The following is a 12,190-nucleotide window of genomic DNA, read 5'->3' as shown; positions in this document are numbered from 1 at the left end:
GGTTTATGAGTTTATGGTTTATGAGTTTATGGTTTATGAGTTTATGGGTTTATGAGTTTTATGGGTTTATGAGTTTATGGGTTTATGAGTTGAGGGTTTTAATTTGCTTTCGGCACATTATCAAATAAGGTCGTATCTTTGTGTGAAAATTTAACAATTAATAGAAAGCCGATAGCTTAAAGCCAATAGCAAACAGCTATTTTGAATCTCATGCGACTGAATTTTAAAGACTTAATTATATTCGAGAACGACGACTATATTCTTATCAATAAGCCTCCTCACGTAGCTTCATTAGATGAACGCCAAGCAGATAACTCGTTGAGTATCTTGCGTATGGCTAAAGAATATTCTGATGATGCACAATTGGCTCATCGTCTTGATAAAGAGACTTCTGGAGTTTTGGCAATAGCTAAAAATCCAGCTTCTTATCGTCATCTTTCCATGCAATTTGAACATCGTGAAGTTGCCAAAAGATACCACGCAGTAGTAAATGGGGCTCATGATTTTGAGATGATTTCGGTTTATTTACCAATTGCTCAAAAGCGTGATGGAACACAAGTTACCATCGACCGCCAAAAAGGGAAAGAAGCCGAGACAATCTTTAACACAATTAAAGCATATAGAAATCATACTTTGGTAGAATGTATGCCCATTACGGGACGAATGCACCAAATTCGTATCCATTTGGTTTGTTTGAAAGCACCAATTGTTTGTGACCCAACTTATGATGGTGATATGATTTACCTTTCAGATTTGAAGAGAAAGTTTAATCTGAAAAAAGAGACAGAAGAATTACCATTGATTAAGCGAGTAGCTCTTCATGCTCGTTCATTGACTTTTAAATTAATGAATGACGAAGTTGTAACCATAGAAGCACCCTATCCAAAAGATTTTGACGTTTTGGTAAAGCAGTTGGATAAGTTTTCGTAATTTTGTGAGAAGCCCTTTTAGAATAGATTTTGAATAAAGTTGATTTGTGTTTTTTGATTAGCAGAATCGTATTTTTTTAAGGAATATACAGCGTATCTTTTGTGAAAAATAGGATTTTGTTAATCAAAATAAGACGAAGTAAATTTGTCAAAATCTATTCTAAAAGGGCTTCATTTAGTAGCTGGCTTCGTAGTTCAATGGATAGAATGTGGGTTTCCGGTACCTAAGATGAAGGTTCGATTCCTTTCGAGGCTACAATGTAAAATGCTCTAATTTTCATGAATTTTGAAAATTAGAGCATTTTTAATTTAAATCACTTCCCACCAAGATTTCCCATCTTCATTTTTGTTTATATTCTTGGGCTTTTCTTCGGGTAGTTTATTTTCAATTATCGGATTTTGTGGAATATCTTGTTTGTCTGATTTTACTTTTACGCCAAAAACTTTATCCAGTGCTATTTTGAATTTTTGTCCTTGTTCGGGTTTTACCATTGATACAAACTCTGCGTATCCACGCATTGAATTTTCTAAATTTACACCTTGTCGCCAAGTCTTTCCTGCGATTCCTGTTTTCCCAATTTGATGAATCAAGGCTCTGAATTTGTGCAGTTCTTTATGGTCAATTCCTGCTTTGTCATTGACCACGATACCCGTAACTTTTTGTTGAGAGCCTTTACGCATAACGGCAATTTTATCTGGATGTAGTGTAAATCCTTCATTGGTAATTACTTGCTTGACTGACCATAATAACTGTCCAACTAATTTTTTCCCTTCGCCTTTGGCAGAAAACGTTAAGTCGTCGGCATAGCGACTGTATTGAAATCCGAATTTTTTAGCGATTCCCTCAAAACGACAATCTAAACGATAGCAAATTAAGTTGGTAATGGCTGGACTGGTTGGAGCTCCCTGTGGAAGTTTACGTTCAGACTTTGCCGTGTAATATTGCTTTCCGTCTATCTCCAGTAATTCTACATCAGGTTCTGAACAAATCAGTGCCAAAATGGTGGCAATTTGTTCGGAATAACCAAATTTGTTGAATAAGCCCTTCACTCGTTTATAATCAATCGTTGGAAAAAAATCTTTCAAATCAAGATTTATGACTACATCTTGTCCAATGTGTTTTTGTGCATTGGTCATAATAGACCGATTTGGAACAAAACCATGTGCCAAATCGGTAGGAGATACTTTATATAAAATATGTTCTAAAATCCAGTATTGGGCATCTTTAAGCATGGGCATTGGTGCTGAAATCAACCGTTTCCCTCCTGATTTTTTGGGTAAATAAAATCTTTTATAATGAGACACCGTTGAAACTTTACGGTTATAAGCCAAAAAACGAAGTCGTCCTAAGGTTAATTTCATGGCTTGTGCCAACGCTAAAACATCGGTAAAGTGTGGTAATCCAAAACTGTTCAGTTTAGCAATATCCGTTTGTGTACTATTTAATCCGCCCGAAACTTCTTCTCCAAGATATACAATGGAATTTTGCTGTTGAGTCTTCCATTTTTCGGCTTTTTCAATTCGTTTTTGTTGATTTCTTTGCTTGGTTTCGAGTTGCTTTTTCTTGGATGCTTCCATCCGAGATTTTCGCATATCGGCAATCATCGCTTGCTGATTATCATAACGACGTTGTTGCTGGGAAAGGTCGTTAAGCTCACGGTGTAAATCACCTTCACGTTGAATGAGCTGTTCTGAAATTTGGGGTTCTGTTTCATTAGACTTCCAAAAGCCTAATTTTTTCATTTCGGAAAGAATATATTCGTCTTTTGAGGTTTCACGAATACGGTCGTAGAGTTGTTGGCGACTGAGGCGTTCTGACATAGGAACTTAATTTTTAGCCTTTTGCCGATTAAAGCAAAAGGTTAGCAAAGAGAAAAAACACCTTCGAAGATACTCAGGACTAAATCAATCAACTCCAAGAGGGCGTTACCAGTACGCACTTTTAATTTCTCGGAGATTTTACTGTAAAAGTGCGTACTGGTAACTTGCCCTCACAGTAAAGATTGAATTAGTGATGCTTGTGTAGTCATGTTTCACGAACGACGAAACATCGTTCTTTCCTTTCGGAATGCAAGGTCTTTGTGTTTTTCTCTTTGCTGATGCAAATTAATTGAATAAATAGATTTAACAAATTAAACTCATGGATTTCTCTCTCGATGTTCAATTCTCAATGCAATGATATGCTCACAAGGTCCTTTGAATAGTTTATTGTGAACATAAAAATCGCAATCGCAGGAGGCTTGTGCTATTCTTTCGTCATTATCTATGACAACAGTTGGGTTAAAAATTCGATTTGATTGTTTCACCGTTCCTGATAATCGTAAGCCATTACTTATTTTTTCTGCTGTTAAATTTACTTTTTTATCATTTACTAAAGCGGTGGCTGATTCTTCTCTCGGATTGTCAAAGCGTAATTTATGAATGGGTAGTGTCTCTCTGGATAGTTCTCGAATTCTATAAACGCCTTTATTTAAGTCGTAAATTGTTTTGCCTGCTTGTGTAAATGTGCCTAATGCTCCTAAAACGGTTTTTGTATCTGTATTTAATCGTTTGGCGAGTGATTCTGGTTTTTCAAACCAATTTTCTCGAAGAGCATTATAAATATTTTGAGCTGTAAAACCGTCAACATCAGCTCGTGGAGCCATTAAATCAAAATTTCCTGACCTCGACCAGTCATTGGCTGACCAGCCCGAAAGCCCGAGTGTGAAGGTCATATCGCCCAAATCTGCTACGTAAAATGATGGTAAACCCGAACCTGTAAGATGTACCGTAAATTTCTTGGCTACGGGAATGAGTCGTTCCAAAATTAATAGCCGTCGTCTGCCCCAAATTCTGATTGTTTTAGCTTCATTTCCTTGAAAAATTGACCTTGCACATACTATTTCTTTATTGAATGGCTCAAAAAGTAAAGTGATAGGTTGGTTAGGTTTCAAAATAAACTTGATAGAACGGGGACCTTCTTTTTCCTTGAATCTTCGCAATAATAAACAGATATTGTAAATATCCATTGGGTGCAAGTCAAAGCTGGTGGTAGGCAAGGTCATGGCTGAACTTACCTGTAAAAAACCACGAACCCAACTGTCGGGCAAATCAATTTTTACTTCTTTGTATTCATCTTCATTGGTAGTTTTTACGGAAAAACCACTGGGGTCAATCTTGAAATCGGTTTCTTTATAATCTCTTATTTTTTGAAATTCATTATATAAATCAGAAGAATAATCAATGTTGGTTGTGCCACATTCAAACTCATTTATTTGCTTAAAAACATTATAGTTAGACTCCAATTTACCGTAAGAAGATTCATCTTGACTAAAACACTCAAAAAATACTTCGTCGGGATGTACCGTAATCACAGGGTCTAAAACAAACCACGTATCTCTATCTTTTTGATATAGATAGTCGAAGTATTTTTTACGAGCAGTATAATAAGGACTTAAAATACGGTCTTTCTCTTTATAAATGCCTTGTAATTCATCACGAATCAGACTCATTCGGTCTTTGACGTTTTGAATATCCAATTCTTCCAAATATTCAGATAACCATACTTTTTCTTGTTGAGCAGCCCATTCTTTGTACATGGATTTATCCTTAGGCTTAAACCGCATATCCGAAACTACAACATCGTGCAAGGCAGACATTGCTTCACGAAAGGCAAGTTTTTTATGCAGTTTCCCCACGAAAAAGGTAGGCTCTCGAAGTGTATCTGGGGCAAAAGACATTCCCACCGAATTGGCATTGCTTGTAACCGATGAAGTGCCACCGTATTTATAGTTAAATAGCATTTGGTATTGATTATAAGTGAGTTTCTTGTTGTTTTCGAGCGATTACTTCAATGATTAAACCAACAATTGTAATAAAAATGCAGTGACCAATAAGCCAATCTAAAAGCATAAAAGGGGAAAATGTACTAAAATTTAGCAAATGCCCGTAAAATGCGTCTGGAATGTTGTTGATTAAGATGGATAAAAGAATTGTTGTAACAACATATTGGGTTGCATCTGAGGTGATTTTAAGGACTTTTTCCAAAATAATATATACCAACTGTCTCAATATTCCAGCGTATAAATAAAAAATGGTGACATAAATTGAAATTGAGATAGGCATTCTGACTATTGGGTCTAAGTTGTCTAACTTGTTGAATAATAAAACCCAATCGACTAAATTAATATTCATTGTAAAAATGAGTTGTAATACAATGCGTGTTGTTTCTAAACCACAAATGGAAAGAACTATGAAAATCATCAATGTCAAAATCAGTAAAAATGGAAACCCCAATTCACATAGAAAAGCATAGGCTATGGGACTTAAAAATTTAGGCGTATATTTTTTGACATTCGATTCATAAGAAGCCAATCCGCCGAAAAAGGGAATAATACCTAATGTAAACTGAAAATTGTTTATCGTTTTGTCGTACAAAACAGGTTTGAAGCCATATTTTATACCAATTACTCTAAAACCACGGGTTTCAATAAATTTCATGGTTAGAAAATCAATTAATGCCAATAGACATTCTGCAAAAATTACCCAAAAAATGTGCATAATAAGGTGTTTTATCGTGTTTCAAAATCTACCACTTTCAAGGGTAAATGTAAATTTTCAAATTGTTCTTGAAGGTTTCTCATCATGGTAATACAAGTAGCCTTGTCTTCAATAGAAGCCGTTGCAGAGACATCTCGTAAAATATCGGCTACTGCCAAAGCTGAATCAGCAGATTTGAGTGCTTCTTGGTGCAAAAATGAAAAAACTCGTGATTTTGCACTTCGTCCTTTATTGACCCTTGTAAGAACCGAACGGAAATAAAAAGTAATGGATTTTAATTTTTCAGGATTATCAGAAGCAAATCTTTCTAAATAATTAGTGGCAAATAACTGCACACCAACGCTTGGGTGTTGGCTCAGTTTTAGCAGATATTCTTCGCCTTGCCCTTCTTCAAAAAAGCGGCTAATCAGTTCACGCCCAAAGGCTTCAATATCTGGTCGGACGGAATCTGCAATGCTAACTAAAACCTCGGGTGTCCAATCGTGTACTTCAAAAGTATCTCTAAAATAGTTGATGGCAAATGCTCGACTATCGTCCCACTTGGCATCTAAGAGTCGTATAGATTCGTCTCTTTCGTATTTAATTCTTGCTATATCTTTTTGAAAATATGCCCAGCACCACTGACGATAAACCAATTGTTCATGGTTGCCAATGCTTACGATTTGCCTGATAGTAAGGTTGTTCGTGTTGATGTAGTTGTTTAATAACACCAATCCCAAGTCTTGGGCGGGACTATAATTTGAATGAATCAATCGAATGCTTGTATTGGTGTCTATGGATTGAAGATGCCCCATTAATTGATTTCCCAGAATATTGGAAACATCTTGATGCAGCCCTTCGTAGGGTTCTTTCCGCATCAATAATGGTACAAGATAATTAACTAATTGTGTAGCATAATTTGTATCAGTATCAATACGACTTTTTAATTCTGTTAATAGTTCAGCACCTGTTTTTCTGACTTGTTCAAACTTACTTGACAACAACGAACACAGGATTTCAGCGGTAGGTTGAGCGTTTTTGAGAATGATAATTTTAACTGCAAAAACTTGGATTGATTCCATCGGCGAATTCAATAAATCAAGCATTACTTGATTATTAATATTGAGGAGTGCTTCCGAACAATTTCTGAGTAAAATATTAGTGGCGTCTTTAATAGTAAGATTATCTTCTTCTGTATTTTGTTGGTACGTTGCCAATAATGCAATGCTTCGTCCTACCAAAAGTTGTTGTTGGGTTTCGTTGAGAGGGCGTTCGTTGAGAATCTTCATAGTCCACTGTCTTACTTCTCCATATTTTGAAAAAAGTAAATTTGTAACAAATGACGATTCCCCCAAATATCCATTAATGTCTTTTTGGATGATTTCTAAACCGAACTGTCTTGCTTCCCACAAAGGACTATTCAACAGGGCAATTGTAATTGTTTTATCTGGATTATTAGTTAGCTTTTCTTTGATTAATTCCAAGCCAAACCGTGTTGCAATCAAATATTCAGATGCCAATAATTGAAGCATTAAAGGAAAATCAATTTTTGCTTTAATCTGTTGGTAATCAGAATGTGACGTTAAGTTTTTATAAGCGAACTCGTGTATTTCGTCAACTTTTGCTTTTAGTAAAAGTTGCAAATATGCCTGTGGTACTTTATCCCATAAGGCTGGATATAATTCCTCTCTTTTCTGAGCAGGTGTAATGACTTCTTGTGGTTGAGTAGTTACTTCAATCGGAGGAGTTGCTGGCTCGGGGTTGGTAATTTCTTGTTGTTTAGGTTTGGAAAACAAGGAGAATACCGAGTCAAAAACACGATTTAATACGCCTCCCTCACTACTTTGTTGAGTAGTGTTTGTGATAGTATTTGGAGTATAATGAGTATTTGTCGTTTGACTTGTGACTGTAATATTTCGATTAGTTTTATGCCATTTATTGTCATAAAAAGTCAAACTATCTCCACCACCAAATAAAATAAGATTCATCAAAACTGCATCAGAATAGGCAGGGTATTCCTTTTGAAAGGTAGTCCATCCATTAGTATAGTTATATTCGGTTGTTGAGTATGGGGCTTTGTAGTCTTTTTTAGCATTGTACGAAAGCAGAATAGAAAGAGCCAGTTTTACATACTCCGTTTTCTCTTCTTGCCCTAATTCTTTCAATTGTCGAAGTGTTCTTCGGATTAAATAGGCTCTTGTTTTATCAGAATAAGCAATTTTGCTATTTTTCTTTTTTAGTTCAGATGTAACTTTTATTGACTGACCAATGGTTTGAATATACGCACTTTTTTCTCGTCCATCATCTTCAGATTCCCATGAATGAATGACAGGTTTTTTAAACATTTCAAGGGTTCTTTCAAAACGATAAGACAATAAACCCAATATCTCAAAATCATCTCGTAACTCAGCAATTTTTAGAATATGTCGGATTGGTTTGAAAAACCCTGCCTTCAAAGGAATTTCTTTCAAAACACTTATTAACTCTTTTTTAAGTGCCTGATTATTAATAGATAATGTGTATAAGTTTGCTAAAAAATCATATTCTCCAACAGGGTTGATAAATATTTTATTCTGTAAAATACTTCGTATTTCATCAGCACTTGAAAGAGCATTTTTTAGGTCTTCGGGTAAGCGATTTAAGTACGTATTTAAGTGGTCTTGAAGAGCATTTTCTGATAAAATTTGAATTAAGCCTTCCCCTGCAATTCTACGGGTTTTTTCAGTATATTTTTGATTAGAAAAATACACATTTAACGTGCGTTCTGCTGAAATGTCGCCAATTCGTCCTAATGCCCAAAGAGCAGAATATCGTTGCATTTCGTCGCCTCTATCGGTAAGTCGAATAATATAGGGAACGGCAGCTTTTAGTTTTAGTTCTCCTGCACGCCAGATAACTCGTGAAGGTTTCCATTCGGTTTTAAATGGATTTTGTCCATCAATCAACCCTTTTAAACGTTTCAGAATTGCTTTTTCGATTGGATTTGTGGAAGAAGATTCTTCGGGTAAATCAGGCATTTGCTGAAACATTTCTTGCTCAGATTGATACCCTTTTTTACGTTTTTCGGCTTCCAGAGAGTCAAAAACTTGTTCAGCAGCACTCTGACTGATAGGTTTATCTGTTTTTGTTCCTTCTTTTAAGGTGCTTCCCCGCTTTCCGTATCGAAAATTAACGACATATTGTCCACTGCCGATTTCGCATAGGTCTATTTCATAAACTTTGTCTGAATTGCCTTCTTTGAAGAATAATGTTGATTGTTTGATGAGTTTCATGTAGTCCGATAGGATGTATTAAATAATTATTACACCAAAATAGGTATTCTACACGAAATATGCAAAAGATACTAACTTTGTGGGCTTTACAATATACCAAGTAATTTATCAAACATGTCCAATCTAAAACAAGCACTATTGCAACTCGCCAACCCAGAGCGGGCGGCTCAAATGGCTCGATATTTCAAAACTGGAAAAGGTGAATATGCCGAAGGTGACGTATTCATTGGCTTGTCGAACCCACAGGTGCAGGCTTTGGTGAAGGAATATTGGAAGGCTATCAATTTTCTCGAAATTCAAGAACTGATTGATGACAAAATCCATGAATTGCGTTTTGCGGGTTTATTGGTTTTGGTTTCAAAGTTTCATAAATCTACTGAAATTAATCGTCAAGAAATCGTAGATTTTTATCTTAAAAATGTCAAACAAATCAATAATTGGGATTTGGTGGATTGTTCTTGTTACAAAATTTTAGGGAAATACTTGTTGGATAAAGACCGTCAGGTTTTATACGATTTAGCCTCAACTGGGCATCTTTGGTCGGAGAGAATTGCGGTTGTTTCTACCCTTGCTTTGATTAAAAACGGAGAGTTTTCGGATATTTTTCGATTATCTGAAAAATTTCTTTTGCACCCTCACGACCTTATGCACAAAGCTTGCGGTTGGATGCTCAGAGAAGTGGGAAAGCAAGATGAGTTGGCATTGGAAGAATTTTTAGACGAACATATCCATAAAATGCCTCGAACCATGTTACGATACGCCATTGAACGGATGGAGGGAAAAAAGAGGTTAGGGTATTTGAAACAGTGAACAATTAACAGTGAGCAGTTAACAGTGAACAGTTAACAGTTAACAGTGAACAATTAGCAGTTAACAGTGAACAATTAGCAGTTAACAGTGAACAATTAACAGTAAACAGTTATCAATAAACTAAAATTAGTATTTAATAGTTTGAAAACTTGAATGAATAAAAACTGTTTACTGTTAATTGATAACTGTTTACTGATAACTGTTAATTGATAACTGTTTACTGATAACTGTTAATTGATAACTGTTTACTGATAACTGTTTACTGATAACTGTTAATTGATAACTGTTTACTGATAACTGTTAATTGATAACTGTTTACTGATAACTGTTAATTGATAACTGTTTACTGATAACTGTTTACTGAAAATTATCCAATTGCCATTTTTACTAAATCTGCGGTATTTTTGGCTTGGGTTTTTTTCATCATGTTAGCCCGATGATTGTCAACCGTTCTGATACTGAGAAATAATTTATCGGCAATTTCACGGCTGTTATAACCTTGTACAATCATACCCAAAATTTGTTTTTCTTTTGGCGTGATTTTTTGAAAAATCGGACGGTTTTTGTCGTCTTGAACTTCAATAGTCGTTTTGGCTAATAATTCATCAATAATCACTTCTGAAATTTCTGGTGGAAAATATTTTCTACCTTCCGACACTACCTTGATGGCTCTCATCAATTCTTCTTTGCCTGTATCTTTCAATAAATAACCACTTGCTCCATTCTCAACCGAATTGACAATGTATTCACGGTTGTTGTGCATTGAAAATATCAGAATTTTTACAGAAGGGTAATCGCCTGATATAATCTTTGCCGCCTCAATACCATTCATTTTAGGCATTGTTAAATCTAAAATAACGACATTGGGCAGTAAAATTCCTATTTTTTCAATGGCATCTAAACCATCAGAGGCTTCTCCAATTACTTTTACATCTTCTTCATCCTCCAGAAGCATTTTCATGCCCTTTCTTACAACATCGTGGTCGTCCGCTAATAATACTGTGATTGGGGTCATAAGTTTATTTTTGTTTTAGTTTGCAATTCGTTTACAGTCAGTATCTCATTTAGCTTTTAATAGACTTCCTGCGAAAGTGTTTTCACTGAAAATATACTATTTTTCAATCTAATATTTTACTTATCTAATGGAATACTTACAAGAATGGTTGTACCCTTACCGATTTTGGACTGCACTTTAAAAGAACCGTGTAGTAATTCAGCTCTGGCGTGCATATTTTTCAGTCCACTTCCTCCAACTGCTTTTCGTTTTTTAGGAATTTCAAACCCTTGACCATTATCGGCAACTTCCAACTTTACAGCATTTTCTGTATTCGTTATTTTAATAGTAATTAAGGTTGCTTTTGAATATTTTACAGCGTTGTGGATTGCCTCTTGCGTTATTCTGTACAAGCAGGTTTCAATGCCTTCTGTCAAACGAGCGAGTTTAGGTACTTGAAATTCTATTTTAATTTCTGACATTTTAGAAACCTGTTCACTCAAAATTCTGATGGCTGGCACTACGCCAAAATCGCTTAAAACTGAGGGAGCAAGATTGAAAGAAACCGTCCGTGTGGTTTCTATGGTTTCTTGAATGAGCTTTTGTAATTCTTCAAAAGATTTCTCTTGTTTTATTCCTGTAAATTTAAAACTTTTGACTTTTTCGCTGTGCAGTCGTAAACCTGTTAACATTTGCCCGATTCCATCGTGGAGGTCAGCAGCTAAACGTCTTCTTTCACTTTCTTGTCCTTCAATTAATGACGCCGCTCGCACTTTTTCCTCTGCTAATTGAAGTTTATATTTTTCTTCGGTGGCTTGTACTAATGCTTCCCGAGTTTTGATTAGTGTTTCGTTTGTTTGACGAAGATTACTTTCGGAATCTGTGATTTTTTTGATGACAATTCGGATATTATTTGCCATCGGACGGAAAATAAATGCTCCTTCTAAAACTAAAATACTGAATAACAAAATGAATAAAAAAAGCTCCACTTTTTTGGTGGTATCTACTCTGTTTCTTGACTCTAAATCATACTGAAATACAATTTTGTTCATTACTTGTAAAAACGCCCTTTCGTTTACAAGTATTTGATTAAGAGAGTTTTGTAGTGCTTCTTGTTGATTTTTTGCTGGTTTCTGAATTGCTTTATTTATATTTTTAGCATTCGCCAAAATTACCTTAAAAATTGGGTCAATTTCTCGGAACATACTGTCGGTTTTTTCACTATTTCTTACCGTATAACTTTTGCCGTCAGTCTTGAGATTTTTGTTTTTTAGTCCTTCGTGGCTTTCTTCCCAAAGCGAAATAATTTCCTTAATATCATTGGAATAATATTCGGCATCCGCCTGAAAAACCTGTGGGCGACAGAGTAAAATAGCCGTTTTTGATAACCTTTGACTTAACATTCTTTGTCGCCCAGCAATATTGACCACGTGCGAATCATCAAGTAAAGAATTCAAAAATACCTGAATTAATATCTGTCCTATTAACGACAATAACGCTACCGCTAAAAGTGCGATAACGTATAGTCGTGTTAATCTTTGAAATATTTGTGCATCAAGTGGGTTTGCGTCTTGATACGTTAATTTTTTATAGATTTTTTTTATCATAGTACCACGAGAGTCTTTCCCGTGTGAAATGCTTTCTCTTACTTTAATTTCACGGGAAGG

The 12,190-nt window shown here is 35.4% G+C and carries 8 protein-coding genes and 1 tRNA gene; 3 read left to right on the top strand and 6 right to left on the bottom strand.

The window, feature by feature from the left end; genetic code table 11:
- The first annotated feature begins 210 nt into the window (after positions 1–210).
- Together LV89_RS01785 and LV89_RS01780 are read left to right on the top strand one after the other, a co-directional pair.
- The gene (locus LV89_RS01785) at positions 211–930 is read left to right on the top strand and encodes an RluA family pseudouridine synthase (RefSeq protein WP_109741147.1); all 720 of its coding nucleotides are present in this window, start codon (positions 211–213) and stop codon (positions 928–930) included.
- A 183-nt stretch (positions 931–1,113) separates the two neighbouring features.
- Positions 1,114–1,185: transfer RNA gene (locus LV89_RS01780), tRNA-Arg, on the top strand.
- 53 nt (positions 1,186–1,238) lie between these two features.
- On the opposite strand, the gene LV89_RS01775 is transcribed toward LV89_RS01780, so the two are convergent.
- From LV89_RS01775 to LV89_RS01760, 4 genes are all read right to left on the bottom strand, one after another.
- Complete coding sequence (locus LV89_RS01775; RefSeq protein WP_109741146.1) at positions 1,239–2,750, bottom strand: reverse transcriptase domain-containing protein; 1,512 nt, start codon at positions 2,748–2,750, stop codon at positions 1,239–1,241.
- Positions 2,751–3,067: 317 nt separating this feature from the next.
- Complete coding sequence (locus tag LV89_RS01770; protein ID WP_109741145.1) at positions 3,068–4,711, bottom strand: SWIM zinc finger family protein; 1,644 nt, start codon at positions 4,709–4,711, stop codon at positions 3,068–3,070.
- Positions 4,712–4,721: 10 nt separating this feature from the next.
- Positions 4,722–5,468 carry a hypothetical protein gene (locus tag LV89_RS01765; protein ID WP_109741144.1) on the bottom strand — a complete coding sequence of 249 codons (747 nt, stop codon included), beginning with the start codon at positions 5,466–5,468 and terminating at the stop codon, positions 4,722–4,724.
- An 11-nt stretch (positions 5,469–5,479) separates the two neighbouring features.
- The gene (locus LV89_RS01760) at positions 5,480–8,719 is read right to left on the bottom strand and encodes a WGR domain-containing protein (protein ID WP_109741143.1); all 3,240 of its coding nucleotides are present in this window, start codon (positions 8,717–8,719) and stop codon (positions 5,480–5,482) included.
- Between the two features lie 114 nt (positions 8,720–8,833).
- Here LV89_RS01760 and LV89_RS01755 point away from each other — a divergent pair, with 114 nt between their 5' ends.
- Complete coding sequence (locus LV89_RS01755) at positions 8,834–9,529, top strand: DNA alkylation repair protein (RefSeq protein ID WP_109741142.1); 696 nt, start codon at positions 8,834–8,836, stop codon at positions 9,527–9,529.
- Positions 9,530–9,896: 367 nt separating this feature from the next.
- Here the strand turns inward: LV89_RS01755 and LV89_RS01750 are convergent, their stop codons facing one another.
- Positions 9,897–10,544: a response regulator gene (locus LV89_RS01750; RefSeq protein ID WP_109741141.1), complete on the bottom strand. Its 648-nt coding sequence runs from the start codon at positions 10,542–10,544 to the stop codon at positions 9,897–9,899.
- A 116-nt stretch (positions 10,545–10,660) separates the two neighbouring features.
- The gene (locus LV89_RS01745) at positions 10,661–12,130 is read right to left on the bottom strand and encodes an ATP-binding protein (protein WP_109741140.1); all 1,470 of its coding nucleotides are present in this window, start codon (positions 12,128–12,130) and stop codon (positions 10,661–10,663) included.
- Between the last annotated feature and the right edge of the window lie 60 nt (positions 12,131–12,190).

Origin of the sequence: Arcicella aurantiaca (assembly GCF_003148625.1) — a bacterium.
Taxonomy (GTDB): domain Bacteria; phylum Bacteroidota; class Bacteroidia; order Cytophagales; family Spirosomataceae; genus Arcicella; species Arcicella aurantiaca.
This window is presented reverse-complemented; position numbering and strand designations above follow the sequence as displayed.

What these genes read in the sequence shown, in the direction of transcription:
- LV89_RS01770 (WP_109741145.1), bottom strand. Translation starts at nt 4,711, where the DNA reads ATGCTATTTAACTATAAATACGGTGGCACTTCATCGGTTACAAGCAAT.
- LV89_RS01755 (WP_109741142.1), top strand. Translation starts at nt 8,834, where the DNA reads ATGTCCAATCTAAAACAAGCACTATTGCAACTCGCCAACCCAGAGCGG.
- LV89_RS01745 (WP_109741140.1), bottom strand. Translation starts at nt 12,130, where the DNA reads ATGATAAAAAAAATCTATAAAAAATTAACGTATCAAGACGCAAACCCA.
- LV89_RS01785 (WP_109741147.1), top strand. Translation starts at nt 211, where the DNA reads ATGCGACTGAATTTTAAAGACTTAATTATATTCGAGAACGACGACTAT.
- LV89_RS01775 (WP_109741146.1), bottom strand. Translation starts at nt 2,750, where the DNA reads ATGTCAGAACGCCTCAGTCGCCAACAACTCTACGACCGTATTCGTGAA.
- LV89_RS01760 (WP_109741143.1), bottom strand. Translation starts at nt 8,719, where the DNA reads ATGAAACTCATCAAACAATCAACATTATTCTTCAAAGAAGGCAATTCA.
- LV89_RS01750 (WP_109741141.1), bottom strand. Translation starts at nt 10,544, where the DNA reads ATGACCCCAATCACAGTATTATTAGCGGACGACCACGATGTTGTAAGA.
- LV89_RS01765 (WP_109741144.1), bottom strand. Translation starts at nt 5,468, where the DNA reads ATGCACATTTTTTGGGTAATTTTTGCAGAATGTCTATTGGCATTAATT.